The sequence below is a fragment of the Sphingomicrobium aestuariivivum genome (assembly GCF_024721585.1).
Classification (GTDB): domain Bacteria; phylum Pseudomonadota; class Alphaproteobacteria; order Sphingomonadales; family Sphingomonadaceae; genus Sphingomicrobium; species Sphingomicrobium aestuariivivum.
The window spans coordinates 62,215-85,612 of record NZ_CP102629.1; the positions used below are offsets into that span (position 1 = coordinate 62,215).

18 protein-coding genes are annotated in these 23,398 nt (G+C 62.5%); 2 read left to right on the forward strand and 16 right to left on the reverse strand.

Translation table 11 applies throughout. The features are described from left to right. Positions 1 to 107 precede the first annotated feature (107 nt). The 8 genes from NUW81_RS00285 to NUW81_RS00320 all read right to left on the reverse strand — a co-directional run bounded on the left by NUW81_RS00285 (position 108) and on the right by NUW81_RS00320 (position 11,753). Positions 108 to 2,300: a GumC family protein gene (locus tag NUW81_RS00285; protein ID WP_245113917.1), complete on the reverse strand. Its 2,193-nt coding sequence runs from the start codon at positions 2,298 to 2,300 to the stop codon at positions 108 to 110. A gap of 17 nt (positions 2,301 to 2,317) precedes the next feature. Then, on the reverse strand, positions 2,318 to 3,016 hold the full coding sequence (locus NUW81_RS00290; protein ID WP_245113918.1) for a polysaccharide biosynthesis/export family protein: 699 nt from the start codon (positions 3,014 to 3,016) through the stop codon (positions 2,318 to 2,320). A gap of 95 nt (positions 3,017 to 3,111) precedes the next feature. Next, on the reverse strand, positions 3,112 to 5,535 hold the full coding sequence (locus tag NUW81_RS00295; RefSeq protein ID WP_260508512.1) for an O-antigen ligase family protein: 2,424 nt from the start codon (positions 5,533 to 5,535) through the stop codon (positions 3,112 to 3,114). Positions 5,536 to 5,666: 131 nt separating this feature from the next. Further along, complete coding sequence (locus tag NUW81_RS00300) at positions 5,667 to 6,182, reverse strand: hypothetical protein (protein WP_245113920.1); 516 nt, start codon at positions 6,180 to 6,182, stop codon at positions 5,667 to 5,669. Positions 6,183 to 6,271: 89 nt separating this feature from the next. After that, positions 6,272 to 7,378, reverse strand: a complete 1,107-nt coding sequence (locus NUW81_RS00305; protein ID WP_245113921.1) for a hypothetical protein — start codon at positions 7,376 to 7,378, stop codon at positions 6,272 to 6,274. 5 nt (positions 7,379 to 7,383) lie between these two features. After that, the gene (locus tag NUW81_RS00310; protein WP_245113922.1) at positions 7,384 to 9,567 is read right to left on the reverse strand and encodes a GumC family protein; all 2,184 of its coding nucleotides are present in this window, start codon (positions 9,565 to 9,567) and stop codon (positions 7,384 to 7,386) included. Between the two features lie 6 nt (positions 9,568 to 9,573). Next, a complete protein-coding gene (locus NUW81_RS00315) occupies positions 9,574 to 10,281 on the reverse strand; it encodes a polysaccharide biosynthesis/export family protein (protein ID WP_245113923.1) in 708 nt (235 codons plus the stop codon). An 80-nt stretch (positions 10,282 to 10,361) separates the two neighbouring features. Beyond that, on the reverse strand, positions 10,362 to 11,753 hold the full coding sequence (locus tag NUW81_RS00320) for an O-antigen ligase family protein (protein WP_245113924.1): 1,392 nt from the start codon (positions 11,751 to 11,753) through the stop codon (positions 10,362 to 10,364). Between the two features lie 515 nt (positions 11,754 to 12,268). Between NUW81_RS00320 and NUW81_RS00325 the strand changes: the two genes are divergently transcribed. Beyond that, positions 12,269 to 12,649, forward strand: a complete 381-nt coding sequence (locus NUW81_RS00325; protein WP_245113925.1) for a VanZ family protein — start codon at positions 12,269 to 12,271, stop codon at positions 12,647 to 12,649. A gap of 132 nt (positions 12,650 to 12,781) precedes the next feature. Next, a complete protein-coding gene (locus tag NUW81_RS00330; RefSeq protein WP_245113926.1) occupies positions 12,782 to 12,985 on the forward strand; it encodes a hypothetical protein in 204 nt (67 codons plus the stop codon). 80 nt (positions 12,986 to 13,065) lie between these two features. Here the strand turns inward: NUW81_RS00330 and NUW81_RS00335 are convergent, their stop codons facing one another. The 8 genes from NUW81_RS00335 to NUW81_RS00370 form a co-directional block, all read right to left on the reverse strand. Then, complete coding sequence (locus NUW81_RS00335; RefSeq protein ID WP_245113927.1) at positions 13,066 to 13,536, reverse strand: hypothetical protein; 471 nt, start codon at positions 13,534 to 13,536, stop codon at positions 13,066 to 13,068. Between the two features lie 101 nt (positions 13,537 to 13,637). Further along, a complete protein-coding gene (locus NUW81_RS00340; protein WP_245113928.1) occupies positions 13,638 to 14,087 on the reverse strand; it encodes a potassium channel family protein in 450 nt (149 codons plus the stop codon). A 4-nt stretch (positions 14,088 to 14,091) separates the two neighbouring features. Continuing rightward, positions 14,092 to 16,452 carry a TonB-dependent receptor gene (locus NUW81_RS00345; RefSeq protein ID WP_245113929.1) on the reverse strand — a complete coding sequence of 787 codons (2,361 nt, stop codon included), beginning with the start codon at positions 16,450 to 16,452 and terminating at the stop codon, positions 14,092 to 14,094. Position 16,453: 1 nt separating this feature from the next. Then, complete coding sequence (locus NUW81_RS00350; protein ID WP_245113930.1) at positions 16,454 to 19,444, reverse strand: AAA family ATPase; 2,991 nt, start codon at positions 19,442 to 19,444, stop codon at positions 16,454 to 16,456. 20 nt (positions 19,445 to 19,464) lie between these two features. Further along, positions 19,465 to 20,901, reverse strand: coding sequence for a hypothetical protein (locus NUW81_RS00355; RefSeq protein WP_245113931.1), 1,437 nt, complete (start codon positions 20,899 to 20,901; stop codon positions 19,465 to 19,467). A 233-nt stretch (positions 20,902 to 21,134) separates the two neighbouring features. Beyond that, positions 21,135 to 21,944 carry a metallophosphoesterase gene (locus tag NUW81_RS00360; protein ID WP_245113933.1) on the reverse strand — a complete coding sequence of 270 codons (810 nt, stop codon included), beginning with the start codon at positions 21,942 to 21,944 and terminating at the stop codon, positions 21,135 to 21,137. 9 nt (positions 21,945 to 21,953) lie between these two features. Next, entirely contained in the window at positions 21,954 to 22,826 is an 873-nt protein-coding gene (locus NUW81_RS00365; RefSeq protein ID WP_245113935.1) for a YitT family protein, read from the reverse strand. 260 nt (positions 22,827 to 23,086) lie between these two features. Continuing rightward, entirely contained in the window at positions 23,087 to 23,299 is a 213-nt protein-coding gene (locus tag NUW81_RS00370) for a hypothetical protein (RefSeq protein ID WP_245113937.1), read from the reverse strand. Positions 23,300 to 23,398 lie beyond the last annotated feature (99 nt).

Below are 23,398 nucleotides of genomic sequence, written 5' to 3' on the forward strand. Positions count from 1 at the left end.
TGAGGTTCTTGTGTGGGCGGGGCATTTGCAGCCGGACCAATTCCCCCGTCATCGAGTCTCAACATCGCTGGCCAACACGAATTGGGGCGTGAGCAAGCCCTCTCGGTCTAAGCGGCCTTGCGAGGGCTGCCATAATCGTAAGAGCTGTATCCATTCCGCTTGCCATATCCATACGTGTCACGTCGTTCGTCAAACTTTGTCAGTAGCGCCCCCACAATTCGAGCGTGGACCGAATCCAGACGGTCCAGGGCGGCGTTTGCCGTGGCAGCAGGCGTCCGATTGGATTCAACCACGAAGAGTGTCCCTTCTGCGTGATGAGCAAAGAGAAGCGCGTCCGCGAGCCCGAGCACTGGAGGTCCATCAATAATGACGTGATCAAAATGAACCAGCGCTTCGTCGATGAATGCCGGAAGACTGCCCCCCGACAAAAGTTGGGCGGGCTGGGAAGGGCAGGTCCCCGCAAAGATTGCAGAGAGGTTTTCGGTGTCGGTCTCGTGGACGATATCAGCGAAACCGACCTTCCCCATCAGGTGATCGCTTAGCCCCCGATCAAGTGGCAGGGAGAGCAAGGCGTGTATCGACGGCGAGCGCAAATCACCATCCACTAACAGGACGCTTGCGCCCGTAGAGGCGAGATCGCGAGCCAAGGAGAGCGTAGTAGTAGACTTTCCTTCTTTCTCACGGCTGGACGTTACGAAGAGCGAGCGCGGAAATCCTTTCTCCGACAAATATTTGATCGTCGTGAGAGCCGAGTAGTAGGATTCTGTCAGTGCCAACTGTTCGACGTGGGACTTTCTCTTGCCTTCCTTGTTCAGCAGCTTGGGCGTCTGGCCCAGAAGGGGCACACCGAGCTTGCTTGCTAGGTCGTCAGGCGTGAGGCGCGCGCGCCTTAGTTGTTCATAGCCGAGAATGGCAGCAAATGATGCGGCTGCACCAAGCAACAGTGAGAGGGCAATGTTTCGCAGCGCGTTCGGGCTGGAAGGCGCGGCAGGCACCACGGCTTCGTCGACGACGCTGATCCGATTGGCGGTTGTTGTACCCGCCACGCCGATTTCCTTGTAGCGTTGAAGCAGGCCCTCATACAGCTGCCGATTGGTATCGATGTCACGCTGAATGATCTTCAGCCCGATCCCGCTCTGCTGTTCATCAAGAACTGCGACCTTTGCCTGTTCAACTTGTGCCCTAAGCGCCCTTTCTGCTGCGAGCGCCTGGAGATACTCACCCTCAAGGCCAGCGCCGATGGAGTTGTCCACGCGTGTCTGCTCGGCTGAGATCTGGCGATCAAGCTCGCCAATCTGTTCTTTAAGCGCGACGACCTTTGGGTATTCGGGGCCGAAATCGCTCTGGAGCTTGCTCAATTCGCCACGTTTTTCAGCGCGTTCATAGCGTAGCCGTGAAATCGTATCATTGCTTAGGGCCTCTGAAGCCGCCTTGCCGCCGTTGTTAGAGCGAAACTGCGATTCAGCGCGAACGCGCTCGGCCGTTGCCTGCGTCAGTTCCGCATTGAGGCGGGCGAGGGTTGCGCCGTCGATGGTCGTCGTGCTGGCATCGCTCGACACGCCCTGCTCGCCGATCAGTCCTGTCCTGCGGGCATAATCTGCCGCCTGCCGCTCGCTGTCTTCGAGGCGGCCGCGGACTTCCTCGAGCCGTCCAGCCAAGAAGTCGCGAGCCATGCGAGTGGCTTCGAAGCGCTGCTCGAGATCCATCTCCATATATTGCTGCGCGACGGCATTGGCGACGCGCGCAGCGCGTTGCGGATCGCGCGCCGTGAAATCGACGGTAACGATATTGGAGTTGCTGACGGGCTTCACATTGATCCCACCCATCACCCGGCCCACGGCAGCCTTGCGCCGTTCGTCGACCGAAAGTTCTTGTAGGAGTTCTTCACCGGCCTCTGGTCCGCCGATAAATTGATAGTCTTCTTCGAGACCCAGATCATCGACAACCATTTCCGCGAGGCGGCGGCTCTTCAACAACTCGTACTGGGTCTCGAAAAATTCCCAATCGGTCGTCCGGTCGACTTCAAGTCCTTCGACTTCCAATGCCTGCGCAGGCGCCCGCTCGATCTGGACCGTCGTGCTGCTGGTGTAATAGCGTTGAGCCGAGGCCGTGATGAGAAGCCCGAGAACAAGGCTAGCGCTCATTAGGGCGAGGATCAGGTATCGGTGCCCCCATGCCAACAGGAAAAGATCGAGGAGCGGTGACCCCGCAGGATGCTGTTCCTGCATTGGATCAAGATGGAACTTGGCGGTCGGCGGGCCACCGGGGCCGGGTTCGATCGTCGTCGGGAGATTGTTCATGATCTGGCTTATCTGGCTCAGAGGATCGGGATGAAGCGCGAGAGGAGGGGGACACCATTGGCTTCGCTCAGGAAACGACGAACGCCACTTTCGCCAACGACGACGATGTCATTGCCAAAGATTTGAGGATCGTCGACGCGGCCAGAACGGATCTCGTTGAGGTCGAACATAGCCGCCATTTTCTGTCCATCCACACGGCGAAAGATGATGACCTTGTCGGTATCAGCGACCTTGCTCAGCCCCTCCGCCGTCGCGATCGCGCGCTGTAGCGTCATCGGTCCCGAGATCGGATAGATGCCGGGCTTTTCGACCGCGCCATCGACCGTCACGGTGTGCGCGCGAGCCTTGAGGACGTTCACGGAGACTTGGGGGTCGCGAATATAACGGCCTCGCAGCTGGTCAGCGATTTGGTCAGCCAGTTCGATAGGGGTCATGCCGCCCGCAGCGACCGAACCAATCAAGGGCAGAAGGATGTTGCCTGCCGCGTCGATCTGGCCTTTGCGCTCGAGCTCTGGGGCGTTGAAGACAGCGATCTCGATTTCGTCGCTTGGACCGAGGCGATATTCGCTCAACCCTGCCGTGACCTCGTTGGCATCCGGCGCAGGCAACGTTTCTGCTACGGCAACAACCTGCGAGTTCCGATCAAGCCCGGGCGTCGAACTGCAGGCCGCGAGGCCGCTTATCGCCACCAGGCTCATGACCAAGCGAACAAACATTCAAACCCCTCCCCGAAGATCCATCCGCCTGCCAAAAAGCTTTGGCCGGTTCTTTTCAAGCCCTTCTGAATCATTAACCCTAAAAAAGGCTTAAATTATAGGGGGTAAAAGTCAAACCGCGGCTCGAGTAACCGAATGTCGAAACGACCGCCCGGGTTCATCACCCGCCAGGAGAAAATCGGGGCGGCGCAGCCCTTTGGAACGTCCACTGAGATCGAAATTCGGCCGTCGTTTGAGAGGGCCGTCTCGACGTCGAGCTCTCGGCTGTCATCACAGACGAGCCGCGGCGTGACTGATGCCGTCCCTCGGCGGCCATCAACCTTGTAGCTCATCTGCAGTTGACCGCTTCCGATGGGTAGATGCCGCGCGGCAACGTCTCGCCTTGTCGCAAGCCTGCCGCTGATTCTTAAGCCATCCTTCATGTCCGCACGGCTCACCCGGACGCCCTGTCTTTCAGAGAGAGCCGGATCAAATGGCGTGCGCTCGGCGACCGAAAGCCCCTGCCAATAGGGGTGAACCGACAGTGCGAAACGGCCTGGATATAAAGTGCGGAATAGCGCCACTGCTTCTTCGTCACGATCTGCTGCGAGCAGCGCTGTGAAGGTCGCACTGGCAAATGCCGGACGGACCGGCCCCCGTTCACCAAGCAACGTGAGGAGATGCACCTGTCCCTCGAGTTCATTCTCGAACGGGGCCGTGATGACACTGGCGAGGAGACTAGCGTCATCGAGCGTCCCGTGCTCGTCCAGCGCCGCGACAAAGGCCGGGCGTTTGAGAACGGGGCGCACGACATTGGCGAGCACGGGGGGCAATTTTCGTCGTTTGGCGAGCGCCGTAAGTTGCTTCGCGGCTTCCTCATCTTCTCCAGCCTCCACAGCGGCGAGAAAGAGAAATGTCTGCATGGGACTGCTTCGCCAACCCAGTTGATTTAGCAGTTGTCGATCTGCCGTACTGTACTGTTCTGGGTCCAGGAGAAGCAGGGCGGCCGCGTCGGGACTGAGGGGCGCGCGGTCAAATGCAGCGCGAGCGTCGCGGACTGCAGCCGTGGGATCGCGGCTCGCATCACTCAGCGCCTGCAACGTCAGCGCCTGTGCATTGTCAGGGTCAAAGCGCAATGCGCTAATCGGTCGATCCGCCTCGAGATGAAGCTGGGCAATCAAGGGCGGCGCGACGAAATATGTCGCGATAAAGCCGCCGACAGTAACGCCTGCGGCCATCCCCCAGCCTCGCCTTCGAGGAAGAACGGCTAGCGTCATCAAACGCGGATTGAACGGAATGAGCAGGAAGGTCAACGCGATGACCGCGATCGCTTCGGTGCGCAGCGCATAATCAATGAGGCTGTGGGCGCCAATGAGAGCAAGACCGATCAGTGAAAGTAATCGTACTTGTCCTGACTGCCCCGACGTTCGCTTGTAAGTCCGAATGTATGCGCCCGTCGCGACCACGATGAAAAGGAGGCCCGGAACTCCGGCCTCTACCATGAACTCGATCGGTTCGTTGTGGGCGTGATTGACGTAAGCGGGAAAGAGCTGAGAAAGCGGCTCGACAGTGCGATACATAGACGCATAGGTGCCAAGCCCGCTGCCCCATGGGGCAACGTCGACCATGAGCGGCGCACTGTTTTTCCAAAATTGTAATCGGGTCGTAGCGCTAACAACACTATCGCTTTCGAACCAATTGCTGGTCCCCGGGACCAGCGCGCCAAGCGCGAAGCCGAGCATCAAGGCAGAGCCGGTCCCAGCTGTAAGTATACCTAGACGCGCGGCGAAGACTTTGCGTACCAACACCAATGCTGCGATCCCGACGAACAGGACGCCTGCCTGCGAGCCACCGACAAAGGCTGCGAGCAGCGCGCTGACGATCAGCGCGGCCACAAGGAGTTTGATTCTCGACTGGTTGCGGGCCGTCGCTTTCGGCAGAACGATGGCCGCGGCGACGAGCGACAGTGCCTGGAAAAGCCCCTGGTGATTGACATTGGCAAAGAACCCACCGGCGCTTCGACTTTCCAGACCGAGGAACACCGGCCAATTGAACGCTGCACCGACGGCGAGTTGTAGGAGGGCGATTAAGCTACTGGCGACCGCTAGCGAGACGAGGGCGCAGAGCGTTATTCGGCGTTCGGTTTCGTCGGCGCCAAGCAATGCTAGCGCTGCACAGAGAGGGAAGAGCGACGCGTAGATGAAGCGTAGTGTAGCTCCGGGGTCGAGGCTCAAGGTCCTTTGCGGTTCCAGACCCGCCCATTCGCGTATTGTATCGACCAGCGGGCGTTCGGCTAGGCCCCCCAAAGGCAAGAGCTGGAGAATCCCTAGACCGGCAAAACCCAGGAACAGGACGAGCACAAAGACCAGACCGTCGCCAAAGCGCCGGGTACGGGTGAAATGGAGCGCGATCAGCAGCGGCAGGATGAAGCAGGCAGCGATCGCGAGGATTGCCGTTCCTAGAGCCCCGTACATGCTTCCACCGCCCGCCAGCACGGCTAGAACAAGCAGGGCAGGAGAGAGAAAGCGTAGGCGACCCATAATTATGGCGTAGGGAAAACTATCTAGGGTGTGAAGCGCGCTCTGCGCGCGAACGGCGCGGCCTCATGAGACTGCAAAAAAGGCGACCCTCTTTCGAGGATCGCCCATTCTGTTGTAGTTTCTAACGAGGCCTACGGACTGACAGGCGAAGGATCGCTGTCGCCACCCGAGCTGGCAACTGCAATTGCCGCGCCCGTAGCGCCCGCTACCGCGACACCAACGAGCGGCGAGATCTTGCCGGCACCAGCACCAAAGGCCTGCGGACAAACCTCGCGCGAACCAGGCAGCGGGTTAACACCCATGACGGTGCCACCGCCGCGGGGCTTGCCCGAGCAGGGCGGGAGATTTTCGAGCGACACGGTGCGGATGGGTGATTTCCCGGCCGACGCGCGCTTCTCGCACTCAAGGTAGAACGGGTCGTTAGGCTTGTAGTTGATCACGGTGACAGCCGTCGGCTGGCCGACGGCGAACACACTATATTCGCAGATTGTGACCCCGCCGCCGACCCCGTGGAGTAGGCGGAACTGGTCCTGGACCTGAACAGCGCGCCGTGACGCGTCTGCCGTTTGGCTGCTGATTGCGAGGCTCGGGGAGGCAGTGGTCGTGAAAACCGAGGCAGCTGCCACGAGGAAAAACGTCTTTTTCACTTGATACCCTTTTTACATGACGAGGTTCGGATAAGTGCCACTATTGGCCTTGGCAACCCGTTGTATATTTTTGAACCAACAACAAATGATCAATGCGTTATTTTCACTCCCCTGAGAGTCGCTTTGAAGGGAACCGAGCTATCCCATGCCGCTCCTTGAAGCCTCAGCCAAGCGTACCCACACTTTGGGTTATCGATCACCCAAATGGCCTTTTCCGCAAAGGGTTGTGATGCTCGTTCTCCGCCATCGGGCCCGGCACATTGCAGCTCCATCCTTAACTCCCCCTGCCCGCTAATCGATCTGAGCTCGCCTTCTACACGGAGTTGGCCGGATCTTAGCGGGACAAGCCGTTCGGCTAGCAAGCCTGCGGTGCCATCGTTGATATAGAGCGTCCAATGATCCGGCACGGTCATCCTTGCGTTAGCATCACGACCCTTCATCAATTGCCAATCTAAAGGAGGGTAGGTGTAGGCGAGAGATGTCTCGTCGCCGCGAGACTGCTCCTTGATCAGTTCATGGAGATCAAAGGCATCATCGTAGCGTCCTGCACTAACTAGCTTTTGCACAAGGCGGAGGTCACTATTTTGGTCATCGACCTTCGTCTGTCGTAGGCGCAGCATCAGAAAATTGTCTAGCGCAGGCCCGTTCTTTGGAGGGCTCCGCCAGAACGACATGGCCCAGCCCGGTTCATTTGCGAGTTCGCCCGCGAGCCATTCGAACGTTGACGGGTCATTAAGTCCAAGAAGAAGCGCCTTGGCGTATTGCTCGCTCGCTTCTGGTCGCAATCGGCTTATCTGATCGAGAAGCGGCCCCATCGCTTCGAGATCAAACCGCTGTGTATGTTTTTCGAGCAGCGCTAGCGCGATGCGGATATTTCGCTTTTCGAGATTTTGCGATTGGATTTGGATTGCATGGCCGTCAAACTTCCCGCTTTCGGCGATGACAAAGAGGGCGTCGGTTGCAAAAGGTTCTCTAGCGTAGGCTGTCCGCGCATCCTCAATCAGAGCAGGAGCTAAATCTGGGTCACCGATAGGCTCAAGCAACGTCGGTGCCGCACGTTCAAGGACTTTTTCTCCAATTCGGAATCCGTTGAGGCTCTCCACCCAATCCGGTGCAGCCCCTTGAATATTACTCGTGGCCACGAGCGCCATGGGAGCCGCGAGGGCGATGGCGAGCAAGGCGCAGAAGTAGCGCATCGCGATCAGGCTAGCGCATGAACGTCGTCATGCTTGGGCGAGGCGTGTTCAACGCCATAGCCATAGCCATAGCCATAGCCATAACCATATCCATATCCATAAGCCTCATTGCGCGCGTCGAGCTTGGTCACGACTGCACCAAAGACCTCGCCGCCGCCCCTCTCGAGACGATCAAGCGACTGCGCGGTCATCCGTACCTTGCCGCGATTGGCTTCAACAACCATCACCACGCCGTCGACCACAGAGGCGATGAGCGGGGCGTCGGCAAGACCAAGAACAGGCGGCGCATCGACGATGATATGGTCGTAGCTCGCCCTCAAGGTCTTGAGGAGCGTTCCGAAACGGTCGCCAGTAAGGAGGCCTGCAGGGTTGGGCGGCTCGCGGCCCGCGGGCATGGCGTCAAAGGCGAAGGGATCGGCGGACTGGATGCAATCGGCAAGACATTCCTCACCTCGCAGGAGATTGCTGAGGCCCTTACCTGGCTTCAGGTCAAGATACTTGGCAAGGCCCGAATTGCGCATGTCGCTATCGACAACCAGGACCTTCTTCCCCTGCTGCGTCAGGATGTTGGCCATAGCGACGCTCGAGAAGCTCTTACCTTCGCCGGGCTGCGTGCTGCAGAACATGAGGCACTTGGGAAAGCCCTCATGGGTCAGGAAGCCAAGATTCGTGAAAAGGCTGAAATAAGGCTCATACAAGCGGAAGAAATAACTTTCGAAGCCGATGTCAGCCGCCTGCTTTTCGGCCCGCGGGATCGAGCCCAGGAGCGGGATGCCGAACAGCTCAGGCACAGCCGAGGGGTCGCGGAGGCTCTGGTTGAGCTTCTCCCGCAGAAGGATGACACTGCCCGACGCCGCGCCGCCGATTAGCATTGCAAGCACGAGATTGCGTAGCATGCTTGGTTCACTCGGCGACGAGGGGGTGTTGGCCGGATCGACGATCGCGATATTATTCTCGCCGACACCGGCGACGCCGATCTCGCGATAACGCTGAAGAAGCGCGTTATAGAGCGAGCGATTGGTATCCACCTCGCGCTGGAGGATATTGTACTGAACGCTGCTGAAGCGCTGACCGACAAACTCTTCGCGAAGATCGTTAACCCGGGCGCGGAGCATTCGCTCGGTTTCAGCGGCCTGCGCGTATCGCGCTTCTGCGCCCTGCGCTGAACGCGCTTCGGCGGTCGCGATCTCCTGATCCAGCTCTGCAATCTGGTCGGTCAGCGCCCTGACGGTGGGATAGGCGTCGCCCGCGGTGGTGCGGAGGCGAGCACGTTCGCTTGAAAGTTCCGCGCGGCGCTGGCGTAGCGGACGAATATTGGCTTCGTCTTCCGCGGACAATGCGGATCCAGATGCCTGCAACGCACTCTGCGCAACAATCCGTTCGGCCGTTGCCTTGGCCAACTCCGCGTTGAGTGCCTGCAAGTCGGTCGCGACCAGCGTCTGCGAGGCCGTCGCATTGCTGTTGCCCTCGACGGGTGTTTCGACGGTGAAGAGGTTTGTTGTCGCAGCATAGTTGATGAGTTCGCGTTCAGCACTCTCGAGCCGCTTGCGGAGCTGCTCCAGCCGGTCTTCGAGAAAGTCCCGCGCCTCGTTCGTTGCGCCAAACCGGCGGTCGAGATTGCTGGCGATATACTCCTCAGCCCAGAGGTTCGCGATCCGTGCCGACAGCGCCGCATTGGGACTCGTAAACCGGATGTCCACGAGGTTCGAGACCCCAACCGGGTCAATGTGGATGTTGTCTAGGAGGATTTTGATGATTGCTTTGTCGCGCGTTGCTGCAGGCTCTTCCACCTCGAACGCTTCGAGAAATTGCGCATCGGCGGCGAGGTCCGCCTCGCGCATCACTTGCTCGGCCAGAGAGCGCGCACGCAACAACTCGTACTGCGTTTCATAATATTGCGCATCGAGCACGCGGTCCTGCGTCTCGACCCCCTCGACGGTCGTGACGTTCTTTTCGGCCCTGCTGATCTCGATCCGCGCGGTTGCTTCATATTTCGGCGTCATCAAGAGCGTGATCAGGATGCCGGCGACCAGCGAGGCGACGACAATGGCACTGATGAGCCACCGGTTATTCCACGCGATCTGCCAGAGCCGCTCGATTGCAGGGACGTCGAAGTCTCCCGGGCGCTCAGCGTGGCCATCACCGCGCAGGCCAGGGCGATGTATGTCGTTGTGAGAACTGATGTTCATGTCAATCTACCGCAGCAGTCGTTCGGCGAGGATGAGCGGGGTCGTGATCAGCGGCGAAATCGTTGCGATCCGCTTGATTCGACGGAGCGCAGGTGAATCCCCGACTTGAATGATGTCGCCCACATAGATCTGTGGATCGTCATAATTGCCCCGTTGGATCGCGCCGAGATTGTACGCACCGACATAGCGCTGCCCGTTGACCGTTCGCAGGATCACGACGTCCTTGAGGTTCGCCGTTTCTGTCGTGCCTCCGCCGATCGCAACGGCGTCAAGCAGGGTCATTCTGCCCACGAGGTCATAACGACCAGGGGATTCGACCTGGCCACCGACGGTGAAGAGGCGGTCGCTATGCTCGATGATATCGACCGTGACGACAGGGTCGACGACATAATCGCCCACCAACTGGGCCTCGAGAAATTGGGCGATTTCAAAGGGGTCTCGGCCATTTGCCTGCACCCGCCCAACGAGCGGGAATTGGAATTCACCAGTTGGTCCGACCCACAATTCGCGGCTGAGGTCATCAAAGCCAAGGACCGAGATGCGGACCTTGTCGCCCGGGCGGACGAGTGCGGCATCATTCACGGCGGGCGTCGGCAGTTCGTTGAGATTGGCGAGCTGAATGTCGGCGGCCGTCCCTACAGGCGGGGGAGAGGAGGCGCAGCCGGAAAGCGCAAAGCTAACGAGACCAAGCAGGAGAAGACGCGGTACATGCATGATAGGATTTGTCGGAAAACCGAGAAATACTTCTCGGCTTTGCGCGGCAACCTCTTGTTTAAGCTGAAGAAGTAATGACCTTAAAGCCGGTGGCGCTTTACGAGAGGCTGGGCAAACAAGGCAAGCGCTAAAATTGCCACAGTCATCATCGCGGGCGTGCGAAGCGGATAATCGACCAGACTCGCGGTGGCCAGGATGAGCATGAGCCCGAACCCGAGCCATGCCTCCGCGTTCTCGGTGGCATTCGAGTGGCCTCCCCGGGTAAGCTTAACGAGACGCTGCAAGGCAAGTGCGCTCCCGAAGAGAAGGAGGGCCAGCGCGACAGCTCCGCCCTCGATGATGAATTGCAGCCAGTCGTTATGCGCTTCGTTGACATATGACGGCATGAGAAGTGCCGTGGGTTCGCGCATCCGATACGCATATTCGAAGGCGCCGAGCCCGGTGCCGAACGGTTGGAAGTCGGCGGCTATGTCTACAAGGATGGGCGTGATTTCATGTCGCAACTCGCGCGAAGGATCGGTGTCGAGAAGGCGCATCCAGGCGGGGCTACGGCCGGTCAACACGAACAGGGCGAAGATCGCGGTACCGATCCCTGTGACAAGGGCAGCCATCGTAAGCCTGCGGAGATGGGCTGAAGTTGCTCCCGCATTTGGCTTGTTCGCGTAAACGAAATGCAGCGCCCATATCAGGCAGGCAAGAAAGAGGCTGACAAGGCCGGCTCGTGATCCACTCGCTAGGATCGCGAAACTCAAGATTGCGGCGCCCGAGAGCAGAAATGGCCGTGAGCGTTTTTGGTCAGATCGGGATACCCGAAAAGTGAGAAAGAGGCTGATCAACAGGCAGCAGGCGAGAAAAACGGCGTGGTGATTTCGGTTGGCGAAAAAACCGACCGCACTGCCGCGGTTCGAAACCTCGTAGAAAAAGAGCCAGCTGTCGCTTGGCAGGCGTTGCTGGACGATCCCGAGAATTGATGCACCAACTCCAAGGGCGACGAGCGAGAACAGCGCAAGAGTAGGTCGGCCGATTGTCGCGAAACCAAGCAGCGCGGCTAGCGGGATAACCGTACTGAAAAGGCTATTTAATGTTGCCATCGGTGAAAGCGTGACCGGGCGCCAGACTTCGAGGGCCATCAGCCGGTCGAGCGCCGCGATAGGCGCGCGTTCGGGCAGCGACTGCCACCATTCCGGGGGGAGGGGGATCAGCTGGACAATCGCGATACTGCCAATGCAGGCAAGCGCGCTGAGCGGCACACGAACGGCCCGCAGCGCCTCGCGATCTACGGAAAGGATGAAAACCGCGCACGCGATTGCCGCCAGTGCGAGCAACACCGGGAAGCTGCCCGCGTCATTGTGCGAACTGCCACCGAGTCCAATGATCGAGACGAGAAGAAAAAGGTAGCTAGAGCTCTGCCAGTCAACCCATTGGGCACTCATTGTCCTGCCAGCGTGGTTGATCGGCTTGTTTATGCTCATGATGAGGGTTTCTTGGTTGTCTCGTCGGGCTTCGAAGTGTGGGCCGGATAGAGCCTTCTGGAGCAGGAGGTAAGGGCTTTTCGGAAAGGTAAGGTATTTGTTCGAGATCGTTGCTACAGCCACGCAGGCTGAACCCTCGCGATCACCAACTATTGTCCTATTCGGGTTGAGCTAGCGTCGCTCTGGCGCATAAATCGGTGGCCATATCTTTATCAGGTTAGTGCCCACAAACAGACAGGAACTGATGTGATTTTTGGTGCCCAGGCTAGAGCAGGAAAAGGCTTACTAGGATGGCCCTCTCAGCGACTGGCTGAGTGTGCCGGTGTTGAATGGTCTATTATCAAGCAGGGCGAAAAGGCCGCAGGTGTTACACTCAGCCAAAGAGGGACCAACGAGCGCGTGAAGCGGCCTTTGGAAAAAGCTGGGGCAGGACTCCGTGGCGACCCCAAATCCTTGCAGAGCGCTAGTCCTCACTCACCTAATGACGTCGCATTGGCGCGCAAGGACTGAACCGCATGCATCGATTTCTCGCCACCCTCTTTTGGTGTGCACTGATTGCGGCGTTGCTGATCGCAAGCCTGCCTGACCCCACAACACTGACCGGTAATACCAATGACAAGCTCCTGCACGTCATTGCCTTTGCGCTCCTTTCGGTTCTTGCTCGTCTCGCTTTTCCTTCAGTCAGTCTCTGGAAGCTGCTCACGCTGCTTAGTGCCTTCGGCGCGCTCATCGAACTCGTCCAGGCAATTCCCGTGCTCGGGCGCGATTCTGAACTCGCCGATTGGATCGCCGATACGCTCGCTGCCGCGCTCGTTTTCGGGATTATCTCCCTCGTCGAACGTAACCGAAATGTGGGGAGAAAAAGAACCGAGGAGGGAGACAGTGGCTCCTCCTAATTGAGCTCGCGCGGCAGCTTACAGAATGCCTTGCGTCCGCCATCACCTCGCATCTGCGCGTGTGGTTGTCGGTCCTCTTGAGCACACCCCCGTGACTGCTCACAATAACGCCAACGCTTCGGCGATTTCGAGATGCAGGCGGGCCTCGCCAACAGTCTCGTCACGGGCTTCCTCATCAGCACCGTGTCACAGCGCGACCGTTCGCTGCCGACCTATGGCGGCGGGCTGATCTTCAATCTGTCGGGCCGTGTGAAAGCGCGCGTAAATCACGACCTCGAGATTGGCGACTTCGACCGGATCGAGGCGTTCAAGGTGAAGACCGCCGTCAAGTTTTGAGGGCCGTCCTCAGCAAATGCGAAGACCCGGTCGACAACGGCGGGGCATACCAAAGACGCCGTAAGCGAGGTGGTAATCCCCTAGCGAGGCTGCTTCACCGGCACATCGCCGCCGCCAGTCCCGCCGCCCGAACCACCGCTGCCGCCGTCGCCGCCGCCGTAACCGCCGCCCGCGCCGCCGCTGGAGCCGCTATTATCGCCGCCGCCATAGCCGCCGCCGGCACCGCCGCTACTGGTGCTTCCATCGCCGCCGCCATAGCCGCCGCCCGCGCCGCCGCTGCTGGTACCGTCGCCACCGCCATAGCCGCTACCGGCACCGCCGTTGCTGGTGCCTTCACCGCCACCATTGCTGCTGCCGTCGCTCCCGTCCGTCGTCTCGCCGCCACCGGAGGTGGTGGCGCCGCTGTCCGAACCATCGGGTTCGCCGACGAGCGAGGTCTCGACGTCATTGGCCGGTGCGAGGTCGTCGGCGGTGTCGCTTTCCGATGCGCAGGCGGCGATCGCGAGCGCCGTCATCGGCGTGAGGAATTTGAGGCTCTTCCACATGGGCATTCTCCCGTGTCCGTCCCCCGGGCGAAGGCGTTGTAGCATGGAACGGGCGAAACCATGCCGCGCGGAGCGACGTGCCGCCCCTTATCGGGGACAGGTCGGGCTCAGCGGCGCTTGCGCGGCGCGCCCGTCCGCAGGTGCCAGAATTTTTCCATGTAAAGATAGGTCATCGAGGCGGTCCAGCCGACCATGACGAGGCCGTTCAGCGCTTCGACCCCGCTGATGATCCGCATCGAGCCCATCGGGTAGAGGTCGCCGATGCCGAGCGTCGTGTAGCTGGTGATCGAGAAATAGAAGAAGTCGCCGAACGTGTGCTGGTCGACGCCTCCGTCGATCGAGCCGAAGCCGCCGATCTCCTCGAGCAGCATGAAGGCGACGGCATAGATGAAGGTCTGCACGAGGTGGCTGATGAGCGCGACGCTGAGCATCACGGTGATCCGCAGGCGCGGCTGCAGGCGCAGGTGCGTCAGACGCGCCGAGGTGAAGCGCAGCGCCTCATAATGGATCCCGATGGTGGAAGCGAGGAGCAGGAGCGTGACGAGGGCGGTCCACAAAGGTCTAGAAATCCACTTCCAGTGACAGCTTGGCCTCGCGGCCGCGGGCGTAGGCGCCCTCGAACACCTGAAAGGCATCGGACAGGACACCCGAGACGAGATAGTGGGTATCGAAGACATTGTGAACCGAGCCGATCAGCGCGAGCCCGCGCTTGTCGTCGCGCCACGCGACATTGGCGTCGAGCAGGGCGTAATCGTCCTGCGCGATCGCCTCGGTGTTGAAGGCGTCGGTGTAATAGCCGCTGCGATAGGATAGATCGACGCGCGGGGTCAGCGACTGGTCCGGTGACAGGTCGAAGCGGTGCTGCGCGCCCGCCGCCACGGTCCAGCGCGAGATGAGCGCGAGGTCGTTGTCGGGATCGACGAAGGTGACCGCCTCGTCGATCTCCTCATAGCCCGCGTCGGTATAACCGAGGCTGGCCTCGGCGAAGAAGCCGCCACCGGGATCGAGCTGCATCTCGGCCTCGAAGCCCTTGATGCTGGCGCTGGCGGCATTCTGGAAGACGGGGGCGACGCTGGTGAAGACCTGGATCTGGAGGTCCTTGTAGTCGCTCGAGAAGGCCGCGACATTGAGGCGGAGGAGGCCGCCCGGACTATTGTACTTGGCGCCTACCTCGTAGGTGCTGACCGTCTCGGGCGCGATCGAGGGGATGGCCTCGGCGGGGTCGAGGATCGGCGTGGTGATGCCCGGGATGATCGGCGGGAAGACGCGCTGGGTGAAGCCGCCCGACTTGAAGCCCTCCGACCAGCTTGCATAGAGCAGGAGCGGCTCGCTCGGGCGGAAAGCGATGTTGAGGTGGGGGGTGAAGGCGTCGTAGCGGCGGGTCGCCTCGACATTGGGCAGGATGCGCGTGCCGGGCGCGAAGATGGGCGCGTCGAAGGGCGGCAGGAAGGGCAGCTTGTTCTCGAGGATGACCTGGTCGGGCGTGAAGCTCTTGGTCTCCTCGGTGTAGCGGATGCCCGCGGTAAGGCTGAGGCTGTCGGTGACATCGAAGGTGCCCTGCGCGAAGCCGGCGATGCTGCTGCCCTCGAAGGCGCCCCCCGAGCGGAAGCGCGAGACGACGAAGTCGAGGATGTTGGGGTTGGTGCCCGTCTCACGGAAGAAATAGCCGCCGATGATCCAGTCGAGCCGCCGGTCGAAGGAGCGACCGAGCAGCTGCAGCTCCTGGCTGTACTGATACTGGCTGAGCTCGTCGGCGAAATGGTTGACGGTGAAGGGCGAGACGTCGCCATCGCGCGCGAAGGCGCTGTCGATGGTGCGATAGGCGCTGATGGACTTCAGCGTGAGATCATCGGCCACGTCCCATTCGCCGATCAGCGAGAAGCCGAAGATGTCGCTGTCCGAAAAGGTCGGGCCGGTGCCGAGGTTGGTAAATCGCCCCGCGACATAGCGATCATCGAGGCAGCCATCGACGTCGGGATTATAGGGCATGGCGGCCGTTGCGCAGGGCATCGGCCCGCCGCCCGCCATCAGGTTGGCAAGGACATTGTGGATGTCGACGAAGGGCGGGGCGGCAAGGGTCGTGCCATAGTTGATGCCGACGAGGCTGTAGGGCGCGCCATTCTCGCGCAGGTGCGTATAGTCGAGGGCGAGGTCGAGCGTGACCGTGTCGCTGGGGTAAGCGCGCAGCGCGGCGCGGCCGACGAAGCGGTTCGAATTGCCCAGCCAGCGGTCGTCGAAGGGGCGGTAGACATAGCCGTCCTGCCCGAAATAGCCGCCCGCGAGGCGCATCGCGACATCCTCGCCCAGCGGGATGTTGTAGCTCGCCTTGGCCTCGACGAGATCGTCGGTGCCATAAGCGAAGCTGGCATGGCCTTCCTCGCGCGAGGGATTGGGTGCGCTGGTGGTGATCGAGATCGCCCCGCCGATGGTGTTGCGGCCGAACAAGGTCCCCTGCGGGCCGCGCAGCACCTCGACGCGCTCGATGTCGACGAGGTCGAGCACCGAGCCGACCGAGCGGGCGAGATAGACGCCGTCGACATAAACGCCGACGCCGGGGTCGATGGTCGGGACGAAGTCCGACTGGCCGATTCCGCGAATGAAAATGGCGGCATTGTTGGTGAGCCCGCCAAAGGCCGGATTGTTGCGGAAGGTAAGGTTGGGGGTGATGTTGGCGAGCGCATCGGAGGTGTCGACCCCGCGCGCGGCGAGTGCCTCGGCAGTAAAGGCGGAGACGGCAATGGGCGTGTCCTGCAGCAGTTCCTCGCGGCGGCGCGCGGTGATGATGATGGGGCCGCCCAGCGCGGCATCCAGTTCCTCGGCGCTCAGCGGGCGGCTGGGCGACCGACCGTCATCGGCGGCTGCGTCCTGTGTAGTCGCAGGGGTGGCGAGCAGCGCGCTCGCCACTGCCAAGGTCGTCATCATGTCAGCTCACCCCTTTTTGCAGCTCCGGAAACTCCTGCTTCACCCGGTCTGCCCAGAGGCAGGCCCCCTCATGCCGACAGGCGCCAACGGCGCGGCGGGCGATATTGAGCGACAATGCCTCGTCGCCGCGTTTGGCGGCGAGCATGGCGCGGGCAAGGAGAAGCGGCGCGCGTGCCTGCTCCTCGCCCGATAGAAGGATGGCGCTGTCCGCCTCGGCGATCACCGCCTCGGCCTCGTCGAGCCGGTCGGTGTCGACCAGCGCGCGGGCAAGGATCGCCGAGAAAATCGGCTGCCATGTCTTGAAGCCGGTCTTGTCCCAGTGCGCGAGCCCCCCCTGCATCATCTCGATGCCCCTGTCGCTGTCGCCTTGCCGGCTGTAGCTCCAGCCCTTGGCGAAGGTCGCCATGGCGACGAATTCGGGGAACCCTTGCGCGGTGGAGAAGTCGTGCGCGACCGCCGCCTGCTCTGCGCAGGCCTCCACGTCGTCGCGCAGCATCGAGCCGACGAACCTGGCCAGCTGGGAGAAGCCCGTGGCATGGGGGAATTTCAATTCGCGCGCGAAGGTGGCGGCATCTTCGGCGAGCGCCTTGGCCTCGGCTTCCTTGCCCAGCACGCTCTTGGCGAGCGAGAGGTAGAAGCGCCCGAAAATGCCGAATTCCATGAGATATCGGGCGTAGAGCGGCTTGTGGACCGCGGGGTCGTAGCGCCGCGCAGTCTCGTCCAGCAGGGTTTCGGTCTCGCGCGTGCGCCCGGCGTGCCAGCCGATGAGGCCGCGCATGGTGAGGCGCGCGAAATCGAGCCCCTGGTCGGCCTCGGCGCGTTGCTCGGCCATCTCGTCGAGAAGGTCGACGCGTTCGAGCGCCTCGTCGAAGTCGCCGCGCGCCCAATTGTGCAGCGCGGTGTGAAAGATGACTTGCTCGCGCATGTCGTCGATGCCGAGCTTCTCGAGCAGGGCGCGGGCGCGTTCCTGCGCCTCGCCGAAGGCGGGATTGCCCGGGCCGCGCATGACCATGAGCACCGGCCCCTGGACGGCGCGGATCGACAGTTCGAGCCGGTCGCGCTCCTCGCCCTCGGGGAGACGCTCGACCTGTTCGAGCGCATTGTCGAGATTGGTCGCCGCCTCGGGGACCGCACCGAGGCTGGCGTTCTGCCGGGCAGCGCGCAGGTACCAGTCGGCCGCGGCGCGCGCGTCGCCGCCGCTGGCATAATGGCCCGCGACGACCGAGGCGGGAATTTCGCGCCCGCCCTGTTCGCTGAGGAGGTGGGCCGCGCGCAGGTGCAACGCGCGGCGGCGGTCGGCATCGAGCGTGTCGTAGATGCCGTCGCGGATGAGCGCATGGCTGAAGGAGCATTGGTCGGCGGCGTCGATCTCGAGGATCTGCTGGTGCGACAATTCGTCCTGCACCTGTTCGGCATGGGCAGGGGCGACGTTGCACATCATCGCCGCGGTCATGGCGAGGAAGGTGCGGCCTAGGACCGAGCCCGCCTTGGCGAAATTGCGCTGTTCCTCGTCGAGCCGGTCGAGCTTGGACAGCACGATACCCGACAGGCTCAGCGGGACGCGATGCTGGAGGCCGCTGTCGCGATGCTTGGAAGTGAGCTTGGCATATTCCTCGAGGAAGAGGGGCACACCCTCGGCCATCTCGACGACCTCGTCGATGCGCTCGGGGCTGAGCCCGTGGGCGGCGGCAACGGCGCGGGCCAGTTCCCCGGCATGCTCGGCACTCAGGGGCTCGAGCCGGAGTTCCTGCTTGAAGCCGCACTGCTCGATCGCCGGCTCACCTTCGGGGCGGGTGGTGGCGACGAGGAGGATGGGGAATTCGTCGACGCGGGCCGCGACGCGGGCCATGAATTCCAGCGTCGTCGGGTCGATCCAGTGCACGTCCTCGAAGACGAGGGTAAAGGCCTTGTCGCTGCCGACCGAGCCGAACATGCGGTCGATGAGGATATCGAAGCTGCGCTGGCGCTTCAGCGTGGCGCTGTCGTCGCCCTCGGGCGGCCCTTCGGGCGCGGTGGGGGCAACAAGGTCGAGGAGCGCGGTGGTCTCCTTCTCGTCGGCATTCCACACCGCCTGGAACAGGCGGGTGAGCTTGCGGCGGCGCACCTCGTCGCTGTCGCTCGGGCGCACGCCGGTGACCCAGTCGAGATAGGCGGTGACGGGATGCAGCGCGACCGAACTATATTCGGGGGCGCATTGCAGGACGAAGCTGGGCACGCCCGCCACATCCTCATGGTCGCCCAACGCCTGGAAGATGCGCGACTTGCCGATGCCGGGCGGGCCGCACAGGCTGATCGAGCTGCCATGGCCGGCACGCGCGTCGCGAATGCCTTCGAGCAGGGTCTCGAGCGTTTGCTGCCGCCCGATCAACGGCCCGTCGAAGCGGTCGCGGCGGGCATGGAAGCGGGTGACGTCGGCACTGGCCGCACGGTTGACCTCGTAGACCGGCTTGGGCTCGGCAAAGCCCTTCACCTTGCGCGCGCCGAGGGCCCGCGTCTTGAAGCTGCCGCCGACGAGGTCGAGCGTGTCCTCGCAGATCACGACACTCCCGGTCTCGGCGAGGTCCTGCAGGCGCGAGGCGAGGTTGACGCAGGCGCCGACGGTCTCGCCGCCGAACTGGTCGCTGCCGCGCGCGATGATGGCGGTGCCGCTGGCGATGCCGATGCGTGTGGCGAGCGGGTGGTCGCCGCCCTCGTTGGACGCATCGAGCGAGGCGAGGATCTCGAGCGCGGCGGACACCGCGCGGCTGGCATCATCCTCCTCGGCGGTGGGATAGCCGAAGAAGCACATCACCCCGTCGCCCTGATATTGCGCCACCGTGCCGCCGCGCGAGCGCACGGCGGTGGTGCAGAGCGAATGGAAGCCTCGCAGCGTGGCGGCATAGTCGTCCGCGCCGAGCGCTTCCATGAGGTCGGTCGAGCCGACGAGGTCGGCGAACAGCACGCTGATCCGGCGCCGCTCGAAGTCGGCGCCGGACCCGGGGAGAGAGGGCATGCTGCTGGCCATCATCTACCTCAGTGCGCGTCGAAGTCGTCGAAGGAATAGGCCTCGTTGCCGACCGCCGCGGCCTGCGCGCCGAGCGCAAACATGATCGCATAGTCATAGTCCAGACCGCGCGGGAAGTTCTTGTAGGACACCCCGTATTTGCCCGGATAATTCTGGAACCAGCGGTTCCACTCCGGCGACCCCTGGTCATAGAGCACGAAGGGCGCACCGTCGGGCGGGAAGGACCGGTTGGGCGCGGGATAGATGTTCTCGGTCCAGGGATATTCGGCGGCAAGGTGGCAACTCATGCACGAGGAGGCGCCGACATCCATCGGGTCGATCGCCGTGTTGTTGCCGCCCATGAAGAGGACATTCTGCCGCCCGGCGACATCATTGGGACCGGCCAGCCGACCGCCCCAGCCGCGCGTCCCGTGGACGTAGAGCGGGGCGTTGGTGTTGAACCAGGTTTCGGTGAGGTTGGCGGGGTCGCCGTTGTTGCCGCCCGGCGTCGTGGCCAGCTGGGGATCGTTGCCCCACATGGCGCCGAGCGGGACGAAGCGGTCCCACGGCGTGTCGCCCGCGGCATTGGCGTCATAGACGAGGGCCGCGAACACCCAGCCCGTAGTGGGCGAGGCGCCCTTGTCCTTGACCGCGATGCTGATCTGGATGGGATAGGCGTTGATTACCTGTGCCGCGCCGCTGGCGGGCGGGTTGGTGGGGTCGTAGCCCGCGGGGATCGGCGGGCGATAGACCTGCCAGACCGAGGCATTGGTGGTCACCGCCCATTCCTCGGGCGGGGTGGTGACCGCCTCGATCTTCAGCGCCACCGAGCCGTCGGGAAAGTCGATGGCGTCGATATTGGGCGCATAGGGGTTGGCCCACACCTCGCCGAGCATGACGGCGGCCGTCTCGTTGTAATAGATGGAAGCATGGTTCTGAACCGGTCCCGACGGCACCGGCCCGACATGGCCGGGGTCGAACCGGTTGGTGGCGTAGACGGCCGCCGGCTCGATCTGCCCCGTGTAGGTGTTCATGATCGGCTCGCGCCCGGAGCTGGGATCGATCGAGCCGTCGGCGAGGCGGTCGCCCTGGCCGATCCACACCATGTCGTACCAGCCGTTTTCGGCCGGGTCCCAGTGCGACTGGGCATTGACCAGTTCGCCGATGGTCGGCGCGAGATATGCCTTGAGGAGGCCGAGATAGATCGGCGCGTAGGTCAAGCTGATCGCCTGGTCGGCGACGAAGCCCTCGCGCGTCGCGCTATCGGCGGTCGGATAGTCGTGGTTGGCGACCGTGAAGGGGCCGGTATATTCGGCGCGGGTCGGATAGTTGCCGTTGTTGACGGCATAGGGATCGTTGGGCGCGCCCTGCGCCTGCGCGGCATGATAGATGCTGCCCGACAGCGTGATGATCCCGGCGCCGAGCACGAGCGCGCCCTTCTTTCCCATGCGTTTGCGTTCCGTCATACCGCTCCCCCTTGATCAGATCCGAAAGCATGCCGGTCGCGCTGGCGGCCTGACATGTTACGCACAGGGGTGAACGGAAAGCCGCGACCCCCGGGGTCGCCGCCGATCTTCCATAACGGTTACGACACGATAGCCGATACCACCCGAATTTCCCTATTCTCCACGGTTTGACGTTTAATCTGCTTTAACATCATTGCCAAGCGATATTATTTCATCACGATGACACGGCACCGTCAGATGGGGCGCTCGAAACGGTAGAGCGCCGCGCCTTCGCGCGTGTCGCAGAACATGGTCGCCAGCTTGCCGTCGACCAGATGGTGGAGGGCAAAGCCGGGGCGTCCCTCGACGATCAGCGGCCGCCCGTCGGGGCGTTCCTTGTCGAGCGGGGACAGGTCGGGCCAGGCGCGCGCCGCGGTCGAGGGGCAGATGGCGACGGGCCGCCCCTCGAAACGCGTGGTCGCAGCGACATGGACATGGCCGCAGGCGATGCCGAGGAGATGGTCGTGGGGCGCGATCGCGGCCCGCAAGTGCCTGATCCAGTCGGCGCCGGGATCGGGGTCGAGCCAGTCGAGGCCGATGCGGACCGGCGGATGGTGCAGCGCGAGCAGCGTGGGTTGCGGTGCGCAGGAGGCGAGGGCGGCATCGAGCCTTGCCGCGCGCTCCTCGTCGAACCAGCCGCCATGCTGCGGCGCGGCGCTGGTGTCGGCGAGGACGACGGCCAGCGCGTCGAACCGGGCGACGGGGCCGCCGATGCGGTTGCGGTCGGGGAGGCCCTCGATCGCTTCGGCATAGGCCTCGGGCCGGTCATGGTTGCCCAGCGTCGCCAGCCAGGGGGTGTCGAGCGCGGCCATCCGTTCGAGAAAGCGCGCATAGGAGCCGACATCGCCATGCTCGCAAATGTCGCCGGTGACGAGATAGAGGTCGGGACGGCGCCCGAGACTGTCGATCGCGGCGAGCGCCTCGTCGAAGCGGGCAAGGTTGGTGCCGGCGACCGGATCATGGTCCGGCGCGAGGTGGAGGTCCGAGAGCTGCGCGATCAGCATGGCGCGCTCCTAGTGGTGGACCCGCCGCCGCAGCACGCCGCCCATCGCCTCGCGCGCGCTCGTGGTGACGATGAAGGCCTTGGGGTCGATGGCGTGCACGGCATTGCGCAGCGCGGGCACCTCGAGGCGCGTCACCACGGTGGAGATGATGTCGACCGGCTGGCTCTGGTCGAAGGCGCCGGGGAGAAAGCCGCGCTCGCCCTTGTAAACGGTGATGCCGCGCTTCAATTCGAGCGCGATGACCTGCTTGATTTCCTCGCTCTTGCCCGAGACGATCGTCATGCTCGTATATTCCTCGACCCCGTCGACGACGAAGTCGGCCATGCGCGAGGCCGAATAATATGTGAGGGTAGAATAGAGCGCGGTCTCGAAGCCGAGCCCGAGGGCGGCGACCGCGAAGATGAGGATGTTGAGCCCGAGGATGATCTCGCTCGTCGTGAAGGCGAGATGGCGGCCCGTGTAGAGCGCGAGCACCTCGATGCCGTCGAGCGCCGCCCCGCCGCGCATCGCCAGGCCGAAGCCGACGCCGAGGAAGACACCCCCGAACACCGCCACCAGCAAGCGGTCGGAGGTGATGGTGGGAAAGGGGATGACGAGGAGGACGATCCCGAAGGCGATGCAGGTGACCAGCATGCGGATCGCGAAGGCCTTGCTCACCAGCTTCCACGCCGCGAATACGAAGGGCAGGTTGAAGGCCACGATCAGGTAGGCGATGTTGATGTGGTAGAATTCGTGCACCAGCAGGCTGATGCCGGTCACCCCGCCGTCGAAGAAATGGTTGGGGATGAGGAAGCCGCGCAGCGCGAAGCCCGAAATGAGGATACCCAGCCAGATATAGGCGACGTCGCGCCAGTCGAGCTTGGTTTCCGACGTCGCTGCCATGACTGATCCCCCTCGCGGCCCGATAATCCGGCACCGGCACAATAGGGCAGCTTAACCTGGCTTGTGCAAGTCGATTATTGACGCGAGCCTGAGCGCAGCCGCCCGGTCAAGCGGCCGACGACAGAGGTGCGCGCGAGAAGTCACTGGTATCAGGCGTAAAATGGCGGGCGGACGGGGGCTCGAACGGACAGACGTCCTTTTATCGGGCGATGGTCGCCGGCAACGGCCCCGACGCGCTTGCTCGCGGCGGCGTGCCTGCCCTAGCAGCGCACGCCCATGACATTGGATTGGCGCGGCGAGCCGTTGCAATCGCTGTCGATGGTCACGGCTTCGCGTATCTCGGCCTTGATCGTTTCCATCAGGCTGTCGTCGCGGCGAGGCGTGTCGCGAACGGCCTTGTTCCCGAAGGCATAGAGGACGCCCGTATCGCGCGTGATCTCGCGGCCGATACCGGCACCGCGATTGTCGGCCATGGCCAAAGCGGCAGTGCTCGCCGCCCCCTCGCTCTCGAGACCCGCCGAAAAGAAAAAATGCGCTTTCCGGCGCCAACTCCATCCGTATTGAACCGAATC

Coding starts and splice junctions, on each gene's coding strand:
- NUW81_RS00285 (WP_245113917.1), bottom strand. CDS start 2,300: ATGAACAATCTCCCGACGACGATCGAACCCGGCCCCGGTGGCCCGCCG.
- NUW81_RS00290 (WP_245113918.1), bottom strand. CDS start 3,016: ATGTTTGTTCGCTTGGTCATGAGCCTGGTGGCGATAAGCGGCCTCGCG.
- NUW81_RS00295 (WP_260508512.1), bottom strand. CDS start 5,535: ATGGGTCGCCTACGCTTTCTCTCTCCTGCCCTGCTTGTTCTAGCCGTG.
- NUW81_RS00305 (WP_245113921.1), bottom strand. CDS start 7,378: ATGCGCTACTTCTGCGCCTTGCTCGCCATCGCCCTCGCGGCTCCCATG.
- NUW81_RS00310 (WP_245113922.1), bottom strand. CDS start 9,567: ATGAACATCAGTTCTCACAACGACATACATCGCCCTGGCCTGCGCGGT.
- NUW81_RS00315 (WP_245113923.1), bottom strand. CDS start 10,281: ATGCATGTACCGCGTCTTCTCCTGCTTGGTCTCGTTAGCTTTGCGCTT.
- NUW81_RS00320 (WP_245113924.1), bottom strand. CDS start 11,753: ATGAGCATAAACAAGCCGATCAACCACGCTGGCAGGACAATGAGTGCC.
- NUW81_RS00325 (WP_245113925.1), top strand. CDS start 12,269: ATGCATCGATTTCTCGCCACCCTCTTTTGGTGTGCACTGATTGCGGCG.
- NUW81_RS00330 (WP_245113926.1), top strand. CDS start 12,782: ATGCAGGCGGGCCTCGCCAACAGTCTCGTCACGGGCTTCCTCATCAGC.
- NUW81_RS00335 (WP_245113927.1), bottom strand. CDS start 13,536: ATGCCCATGTGGAAGAGCCTCAAATTCCTCACGCCGATGACGGCGCTC.
- NUW81_RS00345 (WP_245113929.1), bottom strand. CDS start 16,452: ATGATGACGACCTTGGCAGTGGCGAGCGCGCTGCTCGCCACCCCTGCG.
- NUW81_RS00350 (WP_245113930.1), bottom strand. CDS start 19,444: ATGCCCTCTCTCCCCGGGTCCGGCGCCGACTTCGAGCGGCGCCGGATC.
- NUW81_RS00355 (WP_245113931.1), bottom strand. CDS start 20,901: ATGACGGAACGCAAACGCATGGGAAAGAAGGGCGCGCTCGTGCTCGGC.
- NUW81_RS00360 (WP_245113933.1), bottom strand. CDS start 21,944: ATGCTGATCGCGCAGCTCTCGGACCTCCACCTCGCGCCGGACCATGAT.
- NUW81_RS00365 (WP_245113935.1), bottom strand. CDS start 22,826: ATGGCAGCGACGTCGGAAACCAAGCTCGACTGGCGCGACGTCGCCTAT.
- NUW81_RS00370 (WP_245113937.1), bottom strand. CDS start 23,299: ATGGCCGACAATCGCGGTGCCGGTATCGGCCGCGAGATCACGCGCGAT.